Source organism: Pseudomonas iranensis, from assembly GCF_014268585.2.
Taxonomy (GTDB): domain Bacteria; phylum Pseudomonadota; class Gammaproteobacteria; order Pseudomonadales; family Pseudomonadaceae; genus Aquipseudomonas; species Aquipseudomonas iranensis.
The window spans coordinates 459,940-479,137 of record NZ_CP077092.1 but is presented as its reverse complement, the minus strand read 5'-3'; the positions used below and the strand labels follow the sequence as shown (position 1 = coordinate 479,137).

Below are 19,198 nucleotides of genomic sequence, written 5' to 3'. Positions count from 1 at the left end.
TGTCATGAATTTTTCCGCACTACGTCGCACTCTGCTGGTCGGTTCGCTGGGTCTTGCGCTCAGCGCTGGCCTGATCGGTCAGGCAGTGGCCGGTGAGCAGTTGCAACAGATCAAGGACAAAGGCGTGCTCAACGTCGGCCTGGAAGGCACTTACCCACCGTTCAGCTACGTCGACGAGAACGGCAAGCTGTCCGGTTTCGAAGTCGAGCTGTCCGAAGCGCTGGCGCAAAAGCTCGGCGTCAAGGCCAAGATCCAGCCGACCAAATGGGACGGCATCCTCGCCGCGCTGGAATCCAAGCGTCTGGATCTGGTGGTCAACCAAGTGACCATCTCCGACGAGCGCAAGAAGAAGTATGACTTCTCCGAACCCTACACCGTGTCCGGCATCCAGGCCCTCGTGCTGAAAAGCAAAGAGTCGGCGCTGAACATCAAGACTGCCGCTGACCTGTCCGGCAAGAAAGTCGGTGTCGGCCTGGGCACCAACTACGAGCAGTGGGTTCGCGCCAACGTGCCGGGTGCTGACGTGCGCACCTACGATGATGATCCGACCAAGTTCGCCGACCTCAACAACGGTCGTACCGATGCCATCCTGATCGACCGTCTGGCTGCCCTCGAATACGCCAAGAAAGCCCCGAAAACCGTCGCAGCCGGTGAGGCCTTCTCGCGTCAGGAATCCGGTATCGCCCTGCGCAAAGGCGAGCCTGAACTGCTCGCTGCGGTGAACAAGGCGCTCGACGAACTGCGTGCTGACGGCACTCTCGAGAAACTGTCGAAGAAATACTTCAACGCAGACGTCACTAAATAATGGAAGAGGCTTTCCAACTCGCGCTGGATTCCGCGCCCTTTCTGTTGAAGGGCGCGTACTACACGGTAGTCCTCAGCCTCGGCGGGATGTTCTTCGGTCTGCTGCTGGGCTTCGGCCTCGCGCTGATGCGCCTGTCGCGCTTTAAATCGGTCAGTTGGCTGGCCCGCATCTACGTGTCGTTCTTTCGCGGCACGCCGTTGCTGGTGCAGCTGTTCGTGATCTACTACGGCTTGCCGCAACTGGGCATGGAGCTTGATCCGCTGCCGGCAGCGCTGATCGGTTTCTCGCTGAACATGGCCGCATACGCCTGTGAAATCCTCCGTGCCGCAATCGGTTCGATCGAACGCGGTCAGTGGGAAGCTGCTGCGAGTATTGGCATGACCCGCGCGCAGACACTGCGCCGGGCCATCCTGCCGCAAGCGATGCGCACGGCTTTGCCGCCGCTGGGAAACAGCTTCATTTCGCTGGTCAAGGACACCGCCCTCGCTGCGACCATTCAGGTGCCGGAGCTGTTCCGTCAGGCGCAGCTGATTACCGCCCGGACTTTCGAAGTCTTCACCATGTATCTTGCCGCCGCGTTGATCTACTGGATTCTGGCCACGGTGCTTTCGCACTTGCAGAACAAGTTGGAAGAGCGGGTCAATCGGCACGACCAGGAGTCCTGACGCGATGATTGTCGTGGAAAAACTGACCAAGCAATTCAAGGGTCAGGTCGTGCTCAACGGCATCGACCTTGAGGTAAAGGAAGGCGAAGTCGTCGCGATCATCGGGCCCAGTGGCTCGGGGAAAACGACGTTCCTGCGTTGCCTGAATTTCCTCGAAGAACCCACCAGCGGCCGGATCAAGGTCGGCGATATCGAAATCGATACCAGCCGTCCGCTGAACCAGCAGCAAAGTCTGGTGCGCAACCTGCGCCAGCACGTCGGCTTCGTGTTCCAGAACTTCAACCTGTTCCCCCATCGCACCGCTTTGGAAAACGTCATCGAAGGCCCGATCGTGGTCAAGAAGATGCCGCGCGACCAGGCAGTTGCTCTGGGTAAAAAACTGCTGACCAAGGTGGGGCTTGCCGGCAAAGAGGACGCCTATCCGCGCCGTCTCTCCGGTGGCCAGCAACAGCGCGTGGCGATTGCCCGGGCGCTGGCGATGGAGCCGGAAGTGATTCTGTTCGACGAACCGACTTCAGCGCTCGACCCGGAACTGGTCGGTGAAGTGCTGGCGACCATTCGCGGTCTTGCCGAAGAAAATCGCACCATGGTGATTGTCACCCATGAAATGGGCTTTGCCCGTGACGTGGCCAATCGCGTGGTGTTTTTCGACAAGGGCGTAATTGTTGAACAGGGTGAAGCCAAGGCACTGTTTGCCAACCCGAAAGAAGAACGCACCAAACAGTTTCTCAGCAAGTTTCTGAATCACGCCTGAGAACTTTCTCAGCAATACCCCTCCACTTCCACGGATGGAAGTTACCTCTCTCCCGGCATTTCAATCTTCTCTACATTTGTTACTTGCGAGCGCAGATATATATTGCGCAACGGTTACGCGCATCTTCGACTCGTCATATTTCCATACGTTTGCCTGCGAACAAACCCGCACAAAACCCTGCGCAATTGCCGTTTATCTGTAGCTGGTTTCGCGCGTACCACTAGGCATATTACCTAGGTGACGTAGGAGCTTTCTGATTAACTTGTAATTCACGCATTAACTAAGCCGCTCTATTGACACCCCTCTCCGCAGACTTTTATCTAGTCGGCAACCGGCGCCAATTAGTTCAAACAACTCGCACTAAAACCGAACAAATAGTTTTCGCTTTTATTGCCAGTTGATTCGCGTCTTTTTTGTTTTCCAGAAACGGATTTCGCTGCAAGACTTCAAGGAGAGAAACCGATGACCCGCACTTCGCACACCCCCGAACTTGCAGCGCCAACGCTGGCATGCGCACAAAAAACCGGCATCAATCAGGCGACAGCGGCCCATCTGCTGATCAGTGTACCGCCCTACCGCGACATGGACGTTGGCGATCTGATCGAACTGTTCTGGAACAAATGCTATGTCGCGTCAAAAGTCCTCAGCGCGGCCGATGTGGGCGAGTCGGTCAGCCTGCGGGTGCCGGAGAGTTTCATCACCAATGGCACCGCGCGCATTCACTACCGCGTGATGCAGGTCGGCCAGGGTCCGGCACTGTCGGCGGCGACTCGGGTGCAGGTCAAACTCGATTGCCCCGGTGGCCAGCCCACTGGGCAGTGCGAAGACGAAAATCAGCAACTGGCACCAGTGATCATCCCCGAAGCGATTCGCCGTCAGGGCGTGAATCCCAGCCAGATCAAACGCGGCGTGCCGCTGACTATCGAGCCTTACCTGAACATGGCAGAAGACGACGCCATCACCCTGCGCTGGGGGGATGTGCGTATGGATCTGGCGGCGCTCACTGCGGCCGATGTCGGGCTGCCGATTCAGGTCTGGGTGCCACCGGCGGTGATCGTCGAAGCGGGCGAAGACCTGCGACTGGACGTGACGTACTGCATCCTCGACCGGGTCGGTAACAACTCGCGCTGGGCGCCGCCGCGCACGTTGAAAATCGGTTGCGTGAATCCGTACGTAAAAGTCCCGTTGAAACCCGAATTCAAGGCTGCCGAATCGCGTACCAAGTGAGGCCTGCCCAAGGTGGGAGGTCAATAACTTCTCACCTGAAACTCGTTAACCAAGCCGAACATCTCCCCTTCTATGCATATTCCTAGAAGTTAGTTTATTTAATTTTTATACGCGATTAGGGTATATGCACCGGACCACCGGACATTCTTTCAATCGTCGCACTTCGCGGCGTTTTTCATGAGATGTGAGGTAGGTATGGTCCGGAACACAATCACCCCAGTGCAGATCGCCAGGGCATTGCGTGCAGCCAGGGAGCGGCACTGATGTCCAGTCTTGCAGATGCGAATCTGCAGTCCGACCTGGACATCGCCCCGCTGTTGTTGCCCGCGCAAGTACTGCGCAACGACGCTCAAGCCATCAAGGCCGCCCACGAGCTGGCGCAAGCCGCCCGTGTGCAGGCGGCCAAACGCGACCGGCAGCGCAAGCTGCCGTGGTCGGAAATCGAACAGTTCACCCGCAGCGGTCTGGGCAGTATTGCCATCCCGCGCGAATACGGTGGCCCGCAGGTTTCCTTCGTCACATTGGCCGAAGTATTCGCGATCATTTCTGCCGCCGACCCGGCGCTCGGACAGATCCCGCAGAACCAGTTCGGCATCATCCATCTGCTGCTCGGCACCGCTACCGAAGCGCAGAAAAAGCAGCTGTTCCAGAGTGTTCTGGAAGGCTGGCGCATCGGCAATGCCGGCCCGGAACGTGGCACGAAAAACACCTTGGAACTGAAGGCGCGAATCAGCGCCGACGGCGACGATCACGTGATCAACGGCCAGAAGTTCTATTCCACCGGCGCGCTGTTTGCGCATTGGGTCGCGGTGAAAGCGCTCAACGATGACGGTAAACAGGTGCTGGCCTTCGTCCGGCGCGGCACGCCAGGTCTGCGCATCGTCGATGACTGGTCGGGCTTCGGTCAGCGCACCACGGCCAGCGGCACGATCCTGCTGAACAACGTGCGCGTCGAGTCGAGCCTGGTCATCGACAACTGGAAGATCAACGACAAGCCGAACACCCAGGGCGCAGTGTCGCAGCTGATTCAAGCGGCCATTGACGCCGGCATCGCCCGTGGCGCCATCGACGACGCCATCGACTTCGTCAAAACCCGCGCACGGCCATGGATCGACGCCAAGGTCGAGCGCGCCTGCGATGACCTTTACGTGATCGCCGATATCGGCAAACTGAAAATCGAACTGCACGCCGCCGAAGCGCTGCTGCGCAAGGCCGGCAAAGTGCTCAATGACGTCCACGCCGCGCCGCTGACTGCCGAATCCGCCGCACGCGCTTCGATCGCCGTGGCCGAAGCAAAAGTGCTGACCACCGAGATTTCGCTGCTGGCCAGCGAAAAGCTCTTCGAACTGGCCGGCAGCCGCGCGACCCTTGCCGAATTCAATCTCGACCGCCACTGGCGCAACGCCCGCGTGCACACCCTGCACGACCCGGTGCGCTGGAAATATCACGCGGTCGGCGCCTATCGCCTGAACGGCACTTTGCCGGCTCGCCATTCCTGGATCTGAGACGACCAGTCATCTGGAGAACCCCCTATGACGCTTTCCCATCACGTCGCGCTCATCACCAGCGATGAGCAAGCCCTGATCGTCGCCAGCGACCTGGCCGAAGATTTCAAACGCGACAGCGCCCTGCGCGACCGCGAACGCCGCCTGCCATTGGCCGAGCTGGAAGTGTTTTCCCGCTCCGGCCTGTGGAGCATCAGCGTGCCGAAAGAATATGGCGGCGCGGGCGTATCCAACATCACCCTGGGCAAAGTCATCGCACTCATCGCTCAGGCCGACGGTTCGCTCGGGCAGATTCCGCAGAACCATTTCTACGCACTGGAAGTGCTGCGCGTGAATGGCAGCGATGAACAGAAACAGCGCCTGTACGCCGAGGTCCTCGCCGGCCAGCGCTTTGGCAATGCTTTGGCGGAACTGGGCACCAGAACCGCTCACGACCGTATCACCAGTCTCAAACGCGACGGCGCTGGTTATCGCATCAACGGTCGCAAGTTCTACTCGACGGGGGCGATTTACGCGCAGCGCATTCCAACGTCGGTGGTCGATGAAAACGGCGTACAGCAACTGGCCTTCGTCCCGCGCGAAAGCAAGGGCCTAACGGTGATCGACGACTGGAGCGGCTTCGGCCAGCGCACCACCGGCAGCGGCTCGGTAGTGTTCGAAGATGTGTATGTAGCGGCGGAAGACGTGATGCCGTTCCAGAGCGCTTTCGAGCGCCCGACCCCGGTCGGCCCGCTGGCGCAGATTCTCCACGCCGCCATCGACACCGGCATCGCCCGCGCCGCTTACGAAGACGCCCTGCATTTCGTGCGCAGCAAGACCCGCCCATGGATCGATTCCGGCAACGACAAAGCCACCGAAGACCCGCTGACGTTGAAAAGCTTCGGCCACCTGAGCATCCGCCTGCACGCCACCGAAGCCTTGCTCGAACGTGCCGGCGAATTTCTTGATGCCGCGCAAGCCGAAACCAACGCCGAAACCGTCGCCGCCGCCTCGATCGCGGTCGCCGAAGCGCGAGCGATCAGCACAGAAATCTCCCTCGCCGCTGGCAGCACGCTGTTCGAACTCGCCGGCAGCCAGGCCACCCTGAGCGAGCACGGCCTCGACCGCCACTGGCGCAACGCTCGCGTGCACACCCTGCACGACCCGGTGCGCTGGAAATATCACGCAGTAGGCAATTATTACCTCAACGATGAAAACCCTCCGCTGCGAGGGACGATCTGATGAGCGCTGCGAAAAAGAAGATTCTGCTCAACGCGTTCAACATGAACTGCATCGGCCACATCAATCATGGCCTGTGGACGCATCCGCGCGACACCTCGACCCGCTACAACACGATTGAGTACTGGACCGAACTGGCGCAGTTGCTTGAGCGTGGATTGTTCGATGGCTTGTTCATCGCTGACATCGTCGGCGTCTACGACGTCTATCAGAACTCGGTGGACGTCACGCTGAAAGAGTCGATCCAGTTGCCGGTCAATGACCCGCTGCTGCTGGTTTCGGCCATGGCCGCTGTTACCAGAAATCTCGGTTTCGGCCTGACCGCCAATCTCACTTACGAGCCGCCGTATCTGTTCGCCCGGCGCATGTCGACGCTCGATCATCTGAGTCGCGGCCGCGTTGGCTGGAACATTGTCACCGGTTACCTGGACAGCGCCGCCAAAGCCATGGGTCTGCGCGAACAGGTCGAACATGACCGCCGCTACGACCAGGCCGAAGAATATCTGCAGGTCTTGTACAAGCTCTGGGAAGGCAGCTGGGAGAACGGTGCGGTACTCAACGATCGCGAGCAGCGTATCTATGCGCAACCGGAAAAAGTGCACAAGGTCGAGCACCAGGGCGAGTTCTATCAGGTCGAGGGTTATCACCTCTGCGAGCCGTCGCCGCAGCGCACGCCGGTGCTGTTTCAGGCCGGCAGCTCCGATCGCGGCTTGCTGTTTGCCGGGCGTCATGCCGAGTGCGTGTTCATCAGCGGCCAGAACAAACCATCGACCAAAGTGCAGGTCGACAAGGTCCGCGCCAGCGCCGTCGAAGCCGGACGCAATCCTGAAGACATCAAGGTGTTCATGGGCCTCAATGTGATCGTTGGCGCCACCGAAGAAGCGGCGTGGGCCAAGCATGCCGAGTACCTCAGCTACGCCAGCGCCGAAGCCGGCGTGGCGCACTTTTCCGCGTCTACAGGCATCGACTTTGCCCAGTACGAAATCGACGAAGCGATCCAGTACGTGAAGAGCAATGCGATTCAGTCGGCGACGAAAAACCTGCAGAACAACGACTGGACCCGGCGCAAGTTGCTCGACCAGCACGCCCTCGGCGGCCGTTACATCACCGTGGTCGGTTCGCCCGAGCAAGTGGCGGATGAACTCGAATCGTGGATCGCCGAAACCGGTCTGGACGGCTTCAACCTGACCCGCATCGTCACCCCGGAAAGTTATGTCGATTTCATCGAACTGGTGATTCCCGAGTTGCAGCGACGCGGCTCGTTCAAGACTGCGTATGACAGCGGCACCTTGCGCGAGAAGTTGTTTCACGGTGAGGCGCAGTTGCCTGAGCAACACAGCGGATCTTCGTACAGGCATCAGAAGCTTCGCGAGCAGGCTCGCTCCCACATTTGAAATGCGTACCCCTGTGGGAGCGAGCCTGCTCGCGAAGAGGCCCTCCCCTGCACAACAAATCCATGCACTGACTGGAAAAACCACCATGACCAAGAAAACCCTGTCCCACCCAGTCAAAGCACTGGCCTTGGCCTTCGGCCTGTTCAGCTCGGCTATCTTCGCCGCCGACGCCCCGTTGAAAATCGGCACCACCGCCGCTTTCGCCATTCCGCTGGAAGCCGCCGTCGAGGAAGCTTCCAAACAAGGCCTGAAAGTCGAGCTGGTGGAATTCACCGACTGGATCGCGCCCAACGTCAGCCTCGCCGCTGGCGACATCGATGTGAATTATTTCCAGCACATTCCGTTTCTGGAAAACGCCAAAGCCGCGTCCGGTTTCGATCTGGTGCCATTCGCTCCTGGGATCATCAACAACGTCGGCCTGTATTCGAAGAAATACAAAAGCTTCGATGAACTGCCCGAAGGCGCCAGCGTCGCCATCGCCAACGACCCGATCAACAGCGGTCGCGGTCTGCAATTGCTCGCCAAGGCCGGTTTGATCACCCTGAAACCGGGCGTCGGTTACAAGGCCACCGAGGACGACATCGTCGCCAATCCGAAAAATATCAGGATCCTGCAGGTCGAAGCCGTGCAGCTGGTGCGCGCCTATGACGACGCCAATCTGGTCCAGGGTTATCCAGCCTATATTCGCTTGGCGAAGACCTTCGATGCCGGCTCGGCGCTGCTGTTCGACGGTCTCGATCACAAGGAATACGTGATCCAGTTCGTCATCCAGCCGAAGAGCAAAACCGACCCGCGCCTGATCAAGTTCGTCGACATCTATCAGCATTCGCCGGCCGTTCGTGCGGCACTGGACAAGGCCCACGGCAAGCTCTATCAGGCCGGCTGGGAAAGCTGAACATGACCGCAGCGATACAACGGCGACTGGAGCTTCCAGAGCCACACAATGCTGAAAAAACCGAGCTGCATCCCGAGTTGAAACGCGCTCACGTACGCTTTATTGGCGTGGGCAAAACCTATGACGGCCGACAAGGTCCGGTCGCGGCTTTGCAGGGCATCGACCTGGCGATTCAGCGCGGCGAAGTGTTCGGCATCATCGGCCGTAGCGGCGCCGGCAAGTCGTCGCTGATTCGCACGATCAATCGTCTGGAGCAGCCAACGTCGGGGCGGGTGTTGATTGATCAGGTCGATATCGGCGGGTTCGATGAAGACCGCCTCGTCGCCCTGCGCCGGCGCATCGGCATGATCTTCCAGCACTTCAATCTGATGTCGGCCAAGACCGTCTGGCAGAACGTCGAATTGCCGCTGAAGGTGGCCGGAGTGCCCAAAGAGCAGCGCGAGAAAAAGGTTCGTGAATTGCTCGAACTGGTCGGCCTGCACAGCAAGCACAAGGCCTATCCGGCGCAACTCTCCGGTGGGCAGAAACAGCGTGTCGGCATTGCCCGCGCGCTGGTGCATGACCCGGACATTCTGCTCTGCGATGAGGCGACATCGGCGCTGGATCCGGAGACCACGCAGTCGATCCTCGGCCTGTTGCGCGAGATCAACAAACGCCTGGGCCTGACCATTGTGCTGATCACTCACGAGATGGCAGTGATCCGCGAGATCTGCGATCGCGTCGTCGTGCTCGAGCACGGCCATGTGGTCGAGCAAGGCCCGGTGTGGCAAGTGTTCGGCAATCCGCAACACGCAGTCAGCCAGACCTTGCTCACACCGCTGCAACACACCTTGCCGGAAGAATTGCAGAGTCGTTTGCTGACGCAATCAACGGCTTCAAATGCAGCGGTGGTGTTGCGTTTGCAGTTCACCGGCAGTGCCGCTGATGAGCCGGATCTGGCCGCGTTGTTTGCGGCGTTGGGTGGCCGAGTGAAGCTGCTTCAGGGCGGCGTCGAACGAATTCAGGGACACGCGCTGGGGCAGCTTTTACTGGCCGTCAGCGGTTCGGCGTTCAGCGCCGAGCAATTGCGCGAGCGCGCCGGGCAGTGGGCGCAACGAGTGGAGGTATTGGGCTATGTGGTTTGATCGCTTGCTGCAGGGTTTTATCGACACCTTCCTGATGGTTGGCGTGTCCTCGTTGATCGCGCTGCTGGTGGGGATTCCCATGGCGGTGATTCTGGTCACCAGCGACAAGGGCGGGATCTACGAAGCGCCACTGTTGAACCGTGCGCTGGGCGCCTTCGTCAATCTGTTCCGCTCGATCCCGTTCCTGATTCTGATGGTCGCGCTGATTCCATTCACCCGCCTGATCGTCGGCACTACCTATGGCGTGTGGGCCGCTGTGGTGCCGCTGACAATCGCCGCAACGCCGTTCTTCGCGCGGATTGCCGAAGTGAGTCTGCGCGAGGTCGATCATGGTCTGATTGAAGCCGCGCAGGCCATGGGTTGCCGGCGCTGGCACATCGTCTGGCATGTGCTGCTGCCCGAGGCGCTGCCGGGGATTGTCGGGGGGTTCACCATCACGCTGGTGACGATGATCAATTCGTCGGCCATGGCTGGGGCAATTGGTGCCGGTGGGCTGGGGGATATCGCTTACCGCTACGGTTATCAGCGCTTCGATAGCCAGATCATGTTGACGGTGATCGTCTTGCTGGTGGCGCTGGTGGCGGTGATTCAGTTGGGTGGCGACAGGCTGGCGCGGGGGCTGAATAAGCGCTAAGGTCGATAGCGGCAGGTGGCCATCAACCAGGCCCATGTGATCGCAATATCTTCGGCAATGCCCTTCGCAAAAATCAGACACTTCCTACGAAGAATTTATCGTTTCGCCAGCCCCAACCACGCGGGTTTGCAGGACGATTCCTAGAATAATTTGCCCGCTTGTACCCGAAATATCCTGTAGCTAATCTCCGGTCGTCACTGTTTTGCGGTGACTGGATTCAGTTGTCCGGCCGGCAACTGATCCGCGTGCAGCCGCCGTCCTGCTCGTTTAGTCGCGAAATGGTTGGCTCCCACTTGAAGTCAGGAGTTTACCCATGGAAAAGAAACTTGCCGATCCGCCACTCAGCCTTACCTCAAGCAAGCGGTTCACCGAGGATTTGCTCAAGGATCGCTCTGCACTGTGCCGCGCCGTCGACTCACATCTGGCCGGCAATCAGGTCACGTTGGCTGGACAGAAACGCGTCTACAGCATCAGCGAAGATGTGACGCTGGAGGACGCCCAACTGTATGTTGCCGATCTGCTGCGCTGCGCTTCGGTGACCGTCCATCAATGCGGTGACCAGCTCGGGGGCGCGGATCGGGCCATGGTGTTCTCGGTCTGGCATCTGCTGGAAATGGCCAAAGCGATGATGGACCGCTCGATCGATTGTCTGGGAGCCAAGCAGCACTGAAGCCTGGCACCCATCGCCGCCTGCACTGGCCCCAGCGCAGGCGGCGTTTTTTTGCCGGTGAAAAAGCTTATAGTCCGCCCTCACACCGCCAATACAGCATCGAACATGAAGCAAACGCCCAGCGACCTCGAACAGATCACCGCCACTACCCTCGGTCACTACAACTCGGTGGCCGAGGATTTCCGCGAAGGCACGCGCGACCACGATGTCAGCCAGAACATCGAGGCCTTGCTGCGCCACATTCACGGTGAAGCACCTTTCACGATTCTCGATTTCGGCTGCGGGCCGGGCCGGGATTTGCAAACCTTCACGCGCATGGGCCACGTCGCGATCGGCCTCGATGGTTCACAGGAATTCGCGCGCATGGCCCGCCAGGACAGCGGTTGCGAAGTCTGGCAGCAGGACTTTCTCAAGCTTGATCTGCCGGCCGAGCGCTTCGACGGCATCTTCGCCAATGCCGTGCTGTTTCATGTGCCGTTGCAGGTGTTGCCGCAAGTGCTACGGCAACTGCACGGCACCTTGAAACCGGGTGGCGTGCTGTTCAGTTCCAATCCGCGTGGCGACAATCAAGAGGGCTGGAACGGGCCGCGCTATGGCTCGTATCACGATCTCGAGGCCTGGCGCGGGTTGCTGACGGCGGCGGGGTTTGTCGAGCTGGAGCATTACTACCGGCCAGCGGGGTTGCCGCGCGAACAGCAGCCGTGGCTGGCGAGCGTGTGGCGCAAAGTCTGAATCAGGGCGCCGCTTGTACCTGATACTGGCTGACGGTGCCGTCCGCCAACAGTGCAGTCATGCTGTGTCCCGGTAACGTTCGGCCCTGCCAATTGCGTGGAGCGGCGTCGAAATTGGCCAGCAGTCGCGTGCCATCGGCAAACGTCGTCTGCTGGACCAGGCGATCCTCGCTCAACCAGTCAAAAGCGGTCAGCGCTTGCGTCGCCAGACGTTCGTGCAGCGGACGAAAGAATCGATCCTGACGCACGATCAACGGCAAGCGCTGATCAAGGCTGGCCGCGCTCAGGTGATACAGCGGCGGTACGTTGTAGAGCAACTGGGTGAGCTCGTTTTCCACCCGCACGTCGCTCAACTTCAGGTTATCGAACAACCAGTGATGACTGGTGATGACAGAGCCGTGGAACACCGCCTGATACAGCGGTAAACGGCTGGCGGGGGCGAAATGAACGCGTCGGTAGTCAGCCTTCAACCGGGTCGGTTTGAAGAACACCGCCGGCTGCTCCGGTGGGTACCATTGGCCGACGAAAAAGTCCGCTGTGCCCGGCTGCTGCATGTCGCGATCACCCCAGCCGATCACTGGCGTCTGCATGCCATGTGCGAACAAGACCCCTTGAGCGGTAGCGGAATTGCCATCCTCGGAGCCGCTCGGCAGCTGCAACACCTCGTTGATCCAGCGCGATGCAGCGACGTTGCCCGCGGCATTCTGCGCCTGGGTCATCAGCGCGCCGGGACGGTAACTGTCGAAGAGCATGCCAGCGGCATAGGCATCGAGAAACCAGCTGTTGAAGCCGGCAACCTTCTGGATTGCATCGATGCGCCGCTCAAGCAACGGTCGTACACATCGCGGATCGGTATAGTGACCGGACTGCTGAAACCCGCTTTTCAGCGCACCGTTTTCCTCCACGATCGCACACTCGGTATTGGCCTGGTCGCCTAGATGCGCAGTGGTCCAGTCCGGGTTTTCATCCCGGCGCAGCGCGGTTTCGTAGGAGTCATAGGGGGCAATCAGATACCCCGCAGAGACGGCGGCGCGCACCGCCTCCGGGTGCCAGAGTCCACCCTCCCAGCCCTCGCCGAGCCCAAGCCATAAACGCGAAAGTCCTGCGCTCTGCAATCGTTCAATGGTTCGCCGCGACAAGGTCCATCCCCAGCGCGAAGGCTCAGGCGCCAGCGTACCCTTCAGAACAACGGCCAGCTGCTCGCGCACCTCAGCGTACCCGTTGACCAGCGCCTGCATGTCCGGCACAGCATGCGCCTGCCAGGTTTTGCGCGCCTGAACGTTCAGCGCGCGATTGAGACTGCGCAGCATCACAGTCTGTTGATAGCGATCGAGTACGGTCTCGCTGGCGAGCAACCGTAGCGCTTCAGGATCCATCGCTGCCCGAAGCTCACTGACCAGCACACCCGAGCCGCGCAACCGGGCAATCAGCAGCGGCCAGTTGCGCACATCGTCAGGGCCGAGCAAGTCGTTGCTCCACAGATAGACATGCGCGGCACCGATCAGCCTGGCGGCTTGCGGGGTCTTGATCAGCTTGTTCGCCAAGGTTTCAAATTGATCGCTATCGATGAGCCACTGCTTGTAGCGCTTGGCCCCGGCCAAGGGATCGACATCGCCGAGAAACAGGCTGAAGGTCAGCGGTTTTGAGCGTTCAAGCGATGTGAATCGATGCCGGGCCGACAGCCCCAGCGCATCGCCATTGGCCTTGAAGCGCAGTTGATTGTTGTAAGGGTTGGTCAGCAACCAGTGCAGGCTGAACTTCTCGTACTCCATGCCCCAAAGCGGCAGGCTCAAGTCCTGGGTGGTATCGAGCGCGCCCTGCGCGAGCAGGAACTTCTGCCACACCCGATCACCGCGCGGCACGTAGCGCCCTTCGGCAAGCGGCCAGATCAGCGCCTGGCCCATTGCACTGGCGGGCTGATGAATAAACTCGATCTGCGAGGGCGAGTTAGCCGTAACAGAAAACGTCAGGTCACGCTGATTCAGGTCAACACTGAGCAACCAGCGCCCGTCGTCCCATTGCCATTCGATGCGATTGCCGCGCCTGACCATGTCGCTGACCTTGTGCCGCAGCACACCGGCCGAGGCTTGCACCGGCGCAGCGCCGGCAGCTTCAACGCGCACCGCCAGCGTCGCAGGATCGACCTGCACCCGCCAAAGATGGTTTTCCAGCAGCACTTCGGCCAGTACTGCCGGCGACAGGCTCAAGCCAGCGAGCAGCAACCATCCGCGTAACCAGCCGGAAACAGTCGACATGGCACGTCCCTCTTCGAATGAAGAAGGGACGTTAGCGCAGTCAGCTCACCCTGTAAGTCAGACCTTTCCCAAAGATCGCAGGGGCTAGCTCACTGCGCCGGCTTTTCATCCTTATGCGGCTCGCGAATCTTGTACCAGGCGACATACAGCGCCGGCAGAAACAACAGCGTCAGCAGCGTCGCCACGACGATGCCACCAATCATTGCGTAAGCCATCGGCCCCCAGAACACTTCGCGGGCGATCGGGATCATGCCCATGCTCGCTGCCGCTGCGGTCAGCAGGATCGGCCGGCGCCGGTGTTCGGTGGCTTCGACCACCGCGTCCCACGGCGCATAGCCTTTCTGCTCGAACTCATCGATCTGCGTCACCAGAATCACCGAGTTGCGGATGATGATGCCGATCAACGCGAGAATCCCGAGGATCGCCACGAAGCCCATCGGCGTGCCGGTCGGCACCAGCGCCAGGACCACACCGATCAAGCCCAGCGGCGCGACACTGGCGACCAGAAACATCTTCTGCACGCTGTGCAACTGGATCATCAGGAACGTCGCCATGAGGAACAGCATCAGCGGCAGCACCTTGGCAATCGGACCCTGGGCCTTGCCGCTTTCCTCGACCGTACCGCCGGTAGCGACTTTGTAGCCGACCGGCAGTTTCGAGGCAAAAGCATCGATCGACGGCTTGAGCAGTTTCACCAGATCGGTCGGCTGAATCTCGTCACGCACCGAGGCCTTGATGGTGATGGTCGGCAAGCGATCGCGACGCCACACCAGCGGCTGTTCCAGTTCATAGCGCACGGTGGCGAACGCCAGCAGCGGAATCGAGGTGCCGCTCGGCGTGACGATCTGCAGGTTCTGCAGGGTTTCCGGGGTGCCGCGTTCGGAATCCACCGCGCGACCGACCACGTTGATCAGGTAGATATCGTCATCGACCTGGGTCAACGGCGAGCCGCTGACGATGCTGTTCATCAGGTTGGCGACGTCTTCGGACGACAGCCCGAGCTGCCGCGCCTTGTCCTGAGCGATGTCGATGCGCAGGACTTTGCCGGGCTCGTTCCAGTCGTAAATGATCTCGCCGATGTGCGGGTTCTTGTCCAGTTCGGTGGCCAGGTCGATGGCGTGTTTGCGCACCTGATCGACATCTTTGCCGCTGACTCGATACTGAATCGGACGCCCCACCGGCGGGCCCATTTCCAGAGCCTGCACGTAGCTGCCGATGCCGACGAAGTCTTTGTGCAGGCGCTCACGCAAGCGCTGACTCAGGGCCTCGCGGGCTTCGAAATCCTTGCTGACGATCACCAGTTGCGCGTAGTACGGGTTCTGCAATTGCTGGTCCAGCGGCAGGTAGAAACGGATCGCGCCCTGACCGATGTAAGTGCTCCAGCGCACGATGTCCGGGTCGCCCTTGAGCGTCGCTTCGAGCTTGTCCACGGCTTTGCGGGTTTCATCGATCGAGGCGTTTTGTGGCAGGTTCAGGTCGACGAGAATTTCCGGGCGATCCGAAGCGGGGAAGAACTGGTTCTGCACGAAACGCATGCAGAATACCGCCAGCACGAACAGCAGCACGGTGACGCCGATCGCCCACCAACGATTGCGCATGGCCCACAACAGACCACCGTTGAAGGCGCGACCGACGCGACCCGGCTCGGCATCGTGGGCCTTCACCTTGTCGCTGAGGATGTGCACGCCGATCACTGGTGCGAAGAACACCGCGACCACCCACGAGACGATCATCGCCACGGCGATCACCGCGAACAGTGTGAAGGTATATTCACCCGCCGAACTGGCGTTGAGGCCAATGGGCACGAAACCGGCGACAGTCACCAGCGTACCGGTGAGCATCGGGAATGCGGTCGAGGTGTAGGCGAACGTCGCCGCCTGCTCCTTGCTCTCGCCCATTTCCAGCCGCGTAACCATCATTTCCACGGTGATCATCGCGTCGTCCACCAGCAGGCCGAGGGCAATGATCAGCGCGCCGAGGGAAATCCGCTGCATAGTGATGCCGCTGTATTCCATGAACACGAAGACCATGGCCAGCACCAGCGGAATCGAGCAGGCCACCACCAGACCGGCGCGCACGCCGAGGCTGATGAAACTCACCACCAGCACGATGATGACCGCTTCGAACAGCGCGCTGGTGAAACCGCCGACGGCCTCTTCCACCACCACCGCCTGATCGGAAACGGTGTGCACGCCGACGCCGACAGGCAAGTCAGCGGTGAGCTGGTCGATGCGCTCGTGCAGCGCCTTTCCGAATTCCTGAACGTTGCCGCCCTTCTGCATGGCAATCGCCAGGCCGATCGCCGGTTTGCCGTCGAAGCGGAATTCCGGTGTCGCCGGATCGACGTAGCCACGGCTGATCTCGGCGATGTCGGCCAGACGATAGAAGCGATCGTTGAGTTTGAGATTGACCTCGGCCAGATCCTTCTCCGACTCGAACTGGCCCGAGGTGCGCACGGAGATCCGCTCCGGCCCCGCCTCGATCACCCCGGCCGGAGTCACTGCGTTCTGCGATTGCAGGCTCTGCACCACTTGGCGCTGGTCGATACCCAGTGCGGCGAGTTTGCGCGTGGAGAAGTTCAGGTAGATCGTTTCGTCCTGCTGGCCGACCATTTCGATCTTGCCCAGCCCTGGCACGTTGCGGATTTCTGCGCGCGCCTGCTCCACGTAATCGCGCAACTGGCGCATGGTCAGGCCATCGGCGGTGAAGGCGTAGACCGAGCCGTACACGTCACCGAACTCATCGTTGAACCCCGGCCCCTGAATGCCCTGGGGAAACTGGCCGCGAATATCGTCGATCTTCTTGCGCACCTGGTACCAGATTTGCGGAATGTCCTCAGCGCTGGTGGTGTCGCGCAGGTACACGTAAACCGTCGACTCGCCGGGGCGGGTGTAGCTTTTCACGTAGTCGAGGGAATCGAGCTCTTCGAGCTTTTTCTCGATGCGGTCGGTGACCTGTTTGAGGGTTTCTTCCTGGGTCGCGCCCGGCCATTTGGTCTGGATCACCATGGTCTTGATGGTGAATGACGGGTCTTCTTCGCGCCCCAGATTGAAGTAGGAGAACACCCCCATCAGCAGCCCGACGAACATCAGGTACCACACGAAAGACTGGTGCTTGAGGGCCCATTCGGAGAGGTTGAAAGAGCCTTTCATTGACTGTCCTCGTCAAGTTTTACCGATTGTCCGGGTTTGAGACTGTTGACGCCGGCGCTGACCACGCGCTCGCCATTCTGCACGCCGCCGGCCAGCACCACGCTGTGGTCGCCACGGCTGACCACACTGACGTCACGCGGGTTGACGGTTTTGTTTTGCGTGTCGATCACCCAGATCCGGGGTTTGCCATCGACTTCCTGCAACGCAGTCAGCGGCAGTTCGATGCGCGGCTTGATCGCCGAGCTGAGGGTCACGCTGATCGCGGTGCCGAGGCGGAAACCGTCCGGTGTATCCGACAGGGTCAGGCGCGCGCGGCGGGTGCGCGTGGCGCTTTGCGCCTGGGGTTCGATCTCGCGGATGATCGCCGTGGTGTTGATGCTCGGGTCGAGTTGCGCAGCCACCGAGAACACCACGTCGCTGGGCAACTGATCGACCAGGGTATCGGGCAGATCGATCACCGCTTCCTTGATGTCCGGTTGCGCCAGCGTCACCACTTGTTGCCCGGCAGTTACCACTTGCCCGGCTTCGGCGTTCCACGCGGTGACCACAGCTTTGTGATCGGAGCGCAGCTCGGTGTAGCTCAACTGATCCTTGCTCTGGCTGACCGCCGCGCGCGCCTGATCGAGCGAGGCCTGAGTGGTTTTCAGATCGGTGTTGGCGACGTCCAGTTGCGCCTGCGCACCGACGCCTCGATCGAACAGCGCTTGCTGACGACGTGCGTTGGCCTGGGCGTTGATCAACTGCGCCTGGATCCTCGCCAGATCGCCCTGAGCCGAACGTAACTGGTTCTGCTGGTCGGATGGGTCGAGAGTGGCGAGCAAGGTGCCCTTCTGCACCTCGGCGCCGACATCGACGTTGCGACTGGCGATGCGTCCACCGACGCGGAAACCGGTGTTGCTCTCGTAACGCGCCTGAATGCTGCCGGCAAAGCGTCCGAGGCTTTCTTCGTTGAGGGCTTTGACCGTGACCGACAGCACCGGACGTACCGGTTCCGGCGGGGTTTCCTTTTCCGAGCAGGCGCCCAGCAGCAACGCCATGCACAACAGGCCGAGGCGCTTCATGGCTGCGCTCCCGGTTGCAGATCCTTGTAGGTGTTTTCGGCAATCTCGACTTTCATGCCGGGGTGCAGCAACTGGCCGCCGGCGACAATGACTTTCTCACCGCCCTTGAGGCCTTCGCTGATGATCACTTTGCCGGTCAGGTAGCGACCGACCGTGACCGTGTGCAACTGCGCTTCGCCTTTGTCATCGACCAGCCACACCGCCGGGTCGCTGATGTTTTTTGTCAGCGCCGACCAGGGCAGTTCCACCGCCGATTTGCCGGTGCCCTTGGCGGTGGCACTGACCACCGAACCGAGCTGCATGCCTGGCGGCAGCTTGTCGAGGCTGACCTTGACCTGCACGGTGCCCGATTGCGCCGACACCGACGGCGTGATCTCACGCACGGTGCCGGTGGTTTTGATCTCGGGATTGTCGAGCAGGCTGACCACGATCGAACGATCGGACGGACGCTCGGCCAGCAGCGATTCGTAGACATTGAATACCGCGTCGCGGTCGCCATCGCGTGCGAGGCTGAAAATCGGCGCGGTGGCCTGCACTACCTGGCCGACTTCGGCCTGGCGCTCGGTGATCACCCCGGGTGCATCGGCGATCAGCGCGGTGTAGCTGAGCTGGTCCCTGGCGTTGGCCAGCTGCGCCTGCGCCGCGCTCAATGCGCTCTGGCTGCTGCGCAGCGCGGCTTGTGCCGAATCGTATTCGCTCTGGCTGGTGTAGCCCTTGGGCAGGAGTTTTTGCTGACGCACGAAAGCGGCTGCAGCTTGCTTCACGCGGGCCTGTTCGGCGACGACCTGGGCCTGAGCGGAATCGACGTTGGTCTGCAGATCTTTCGGATCGAGTTTGGCCAGCACCTGCTTGGCCGTGACGCGGTCGCCGACATCGACCATGCGCTGGATGATCTTGCCGCCGACGCGGAATGACAACTGCGTCTGCACTCGCGCCTGCACGTCACCGGTGAGGGTCACCGCGGCGGCGTAGTTGGCCGGTTCGACCTCTTGCACAAAGACCCGTGGCAGATATTCCTGAGCAGGTTTCTTGTCGCCGCATGCGGTGAGCAACGCCATGGCGCTCACGGCCATCAGCACTTTCAATCCGGGACCTGCCATGCACACTC

At 60.6% G+C, this 19,198-nt stretch carries 16 protein-coding genes; 12 read left to right on the top strand and 4 right to left on the bottom strand.

All coding sequences use genetic code 11. The features are described from left to right. Positions 1-4 precede the first annotated feature (4 nt). From tcyJ to HU724_RS02055, 12 genes are all read left to right on the top strand, one after another. Positions 5-805, top strand: coding sequence for a cystine ABC transporter substrate-binding protein (gene tcyJ, locus HU724_RS02110; protein ID WP_016772199.1), 801 nt, complete (start codon positions 5-7; stop codon positions 803-805). Further along, positions 805-1,470 carry a cystine ABC transporter permease gene (gene tcyL / locus HU724_RS02105; protein ID WP_016772200.1) on the top strand — a complete coding sequence of 222 codons (666 nt, stop codon included), beginning with the start codon at positions 805-807 and terminating at the stop codon, positions 1,468-1,470. The genes tcyJ and tcyL overlap by 1 nt, the downstream gene beginning before the upstream one ends. Positions 1,471-1,474: 4 nt before the next feature. Then, positions 1,475-2,224 (top strand): L-cystine ABC transporter ATP-binding protein TcyN, encoded by a 750-nt coding sequence (tcyN, locus tag HU724_RS02100; protein ID WP_076565047.1) that lies wholly within the window; start codon positions 1,475-1,477, stop codon positions 2,222-2,224. 462 nt (positions 2,225-2,686) lie between these two features. Next, positions 2,687-3,451 (top strand): hypothetical protein, encoded by a 765-nt coding sequence (locus tag HU724_RS02095; RefSeq protein ID WP_186568529.1) that lies wholly within the window; start codon positions 2,687-2,689, stop codon positions 3,449-3,451. A 263-nt stretch (positions 3,452-3,714) separates the two neighbouring features. Further along, positions 3,715-4,956 (top strand): SfnB family sulfur acquisition oxidoreductase, encoded by a 1,242-nt coding sequence (locus HU724_RS02090; protein WP_186568528.1) that lies wholly within the window; start codon positions 3,715-3,717, stop codon positions 4,954-4,956. Positions 4,957-4,983: 27 nt separating this feature from the next. After that, the gene (locus HU724_RS02085) at positions 4,984-6,177 is read left to right on the top strand and encodes an SfnB family sulfur acquisition oxidoreductase (protein WP_186568526.1); all 1,194 of its coding nucleotides are present in this window, start codon (positions 4,984-4,986) and stop codon (positions 6,175-6,177) included. Further along, positions 6,177-7,568 carry an LLM class flavin-dependent oxidoreductase gene (locus HU724_RS02080; RefSeq protein WP_186568524.1) on the top strand — a complete coding sequence of 464 codons (1,392 nt, stop codon included), beginning with the start codon at positions 6,177-6,179 and terminating at the stop codon, positions 7,566-7,568. Before HU724_RS02085 ends, HU724_RS02080 begins: the two co-directional genes overlap by 1 nt. 85 nt (positions 7,569-7,653) lie before the next feature. Beyond that, on the top strand, positions 7,654-8,463 hold the full coding sequence (locus HU724_RS02075) for a MetQ/NlpA family ABC transporter substrate-binding protein (protein WP_186568522.1): 810 nt from the start codon (positions 7,654-7,656) through the stop codon (positions 8,461-8,463). Between the two features lie 2 nt (positions 8,464-8,465). Then, a complete protein-coding gene (locus HU724_RS02070; protein ID WP_186568520.1) occupies positions 8,466-9,587 on the top strand; it encodes a methionine ABC transporter ATP-binding protein in 1,122 nt (373 codons plus the stop codon). Then, on the top strand, positions 9,577-10,221 hold the full coding sequence (locus tag HU724_RS02065; protein WP_039756400.1) for a methionine ABC transporter permease: 645 nt from the start codon (positions 9,577-9,579) through the stop codon (positions 10,219-10,221). The genes HU724_RS02070 and HU724_RS02065 overlap by 11 nt, the downstream gene beginning before the upstream one ends. A 313-nt stretch (positions 10,222-10,534) precedes the next feature. Then, positions 10,535-10,891 carry a DUF6124 family protein gene (locus tag HU724_RS02060; protein ID WP_016772210.1) on the top strand — a complete coding sequence of 119 codons (357 nt, stop codon included), beginning with the start codon at positions 10,535-10,537 and terminating at the stop codon, positions 10,889-10,891. Between the two features lie 105 nt (positions 10,892-10,996). Then, entirely contained in the window at positions 10,997-11,623 is a 627-nt protein-coding gene (locus HU724_RS02055) for a class I SAM-dependent methyltransferase (RefSeq protein ID WP_071174050.1), read from the top strand. 1 nt (position 11,624) lies between these two features. Here the strand turns inward: HU724_RS02055 and HU724_RS02050 are convergent, their stop codons facing one another. From HU724_RS02050 to HU724_RS02035, 4 genes are all read right to left on the bottom strand, one after another. Then, a complete protein-coding gene (locus tag HU724_RS02050; RefSeq protein WP_186568518.1) occupies positions 11,625-13,877 on the bottom strand; it encodes a glycoside hydrolase in 2,253 nt (750 codons plus the stop codon). An 89-nt stretch (positions 13,878-13,966) separates the two neighbouring features. Continuing rightward, positions 13,967-17,029, bottom strand: a complete 3,063-nt coding sequence (locus tag HU724_RS02045; RefSeq protein WP_186568517.1) for an efflux RND transporter permease subunit — start codon at positions 17,027-17,029, stop codon at positions 13,967-13,969. Further along, the gene (locus HU724_RS02040) at positions 17,026-18,090 is read right to left on the bottom strand and encodes an efflux RND transporter periplasmic adaptor subunit (RefSeq protein ID WP_130912088.1); all 1,065 of its coding nucleotides are present in this window, start codon (positions 18,088-18,090) and stop codon (positions 17,026-17,028) included. The genes HU724_RS02045 and HU724_RS02040 overlap by 4 nt, the downstream gene beginning before the upstream one ends. After that, on the bottom strand, positions 18,087-19,190 hold the full coding sequence (locus HU724_RS02035; RefSeq protein WP_133337506.1) for an efflux RND transporter periplasmic adaptor subunit: 1,104 nt from the start codon (positions 19,188-19,190) through the stop codon (positions 18,087-18,089). Before HU724_RS02035 ends, HU724_RS02040 begins: the two co-directional genes overlap by 4 nt. Between the last annotated feature and the right edge of the window lie 8 nt (positions 19,191-19,198).

What these genes read in the sequence shown, in the direction of transcription:
- tcyJ (WP_016772199.1), top strand. Translation starts at nt 5, where the DNA reads ATGAATTTTTCCGCACTACGTCGCACTCTGCTGGTCGGTTCGCTGGGT.
- tcyL (WP_016772200.1), top strand. Translation starts at nt 805, where the DNA reads ATGGAAGAGGCTTTCCAACTCGCGCTGGATTCCGCGCCCTTTCTGTTG.
- tcyN (WP_076565047.1), top strand. Translation starts at nt 1,475, where the DNA reads ATGATTGTCGTGGAAAAACTGACCAAGCAATTCAAGGGTCAGGTCGTG.
- HU724_RS02095 (WP_186568529.1), top strand. Translation starts at nt 2,687, where the DNA reads ATGACCCGCACTTCGCACACCCCCGAACTTGCAGCGCCAACGCTGGCA.
- HU724_RS02090 (WP_186568528.1), top strand. Translation starts at nt 3,715, where the DNA reads ATGTCCAGTCTTGCAGATGCGAATCTGCAGTCCGACCTGGACATCGCC.
- HU724_RS02085 (WP_186568526.1), top strand. Translation starts at nt 4,984, where the DNA reads ATGACGCTTTCCCATCACGTCGCGCTCATCACCAGCGATGAGCAAGCC.
- HU724_RS02080 (WP_186568524.1), top strand. Translation starts at nt 6,177, where the DNA reads ATGAGCGCTGCGAAAAAGAAGATTCTGCTCAACGCGTTCAACATGAAC.
- HU724_RS02075 (WP_186568522.1), top strand. Translation starts at nt 7,654, where the DNA reads ATGACCAAGAAAACCCTGTCCCACCCAGTCAAAGCACTGGCCTTGGCC.
- HU724_RS02070 (WP_186568520.1), top strand. Translation starts at nt 8,466, where the DNA reads ATGACCGCAGCGATACAACGGCGACTGGAGCTTCCAGAGCCACACAAT.
- HU724_RS02065 (WP_039756400.1), top strand. Translation starts at nt 9,577, where the DNA reads ATGTGGTTTGATCGCTTGCTGCAGGGTTTTATCGACACCTTCCTGATG.
- HU724_RS02060 (WP_016772210.1), top strand. Translation starts at nt 10,535, where the DNA reads ATGGAAAAGAAACTTGCCGATCCGCCACTCAGCCTTACCTCAAGCAAG.
- HU724_RS02055 (WP_071174050.1), top strand. Translation starts at nt 10,997, where the DNA reads ATGAAGCAAACGCCCAGCGACCTCGAACAGATCACCGCCACTACCCTC.
- HU724_RS02050 (WP_186568518.1), bottom strand. Translation starts at nt 13,877, where the DNA reads ATGTCGACTGTTTCCGGCTGGTTACGCGGATGGTTGCTGCTCGCTGGC.
- HU724_RS02045 (WP_186568517.1), bottom strand. Translation starts at nt 17,029, where the DNA reads ATGAAAGGCTCTTTCAACCTCTCCGAATGGGCCCTCAAGCACCAGTCT.
- HU724_RS02040 (WP_130912088.1), bottom strand. Translation starts at nt 18,090, where the DNA reads ATGAAGCGCCTCGGCCTGTTGTGCATGGCGTTGCTGCTGGGCGCCTGC.
- HU724_RS02035 (WP_133337506.1), bottom strand. Translation starts at nt 19,190, where the DNA reads ATGGCAGGTCCCGGATTGAAAGTGCTGATGGCCGTGAGCGCCATGGCG.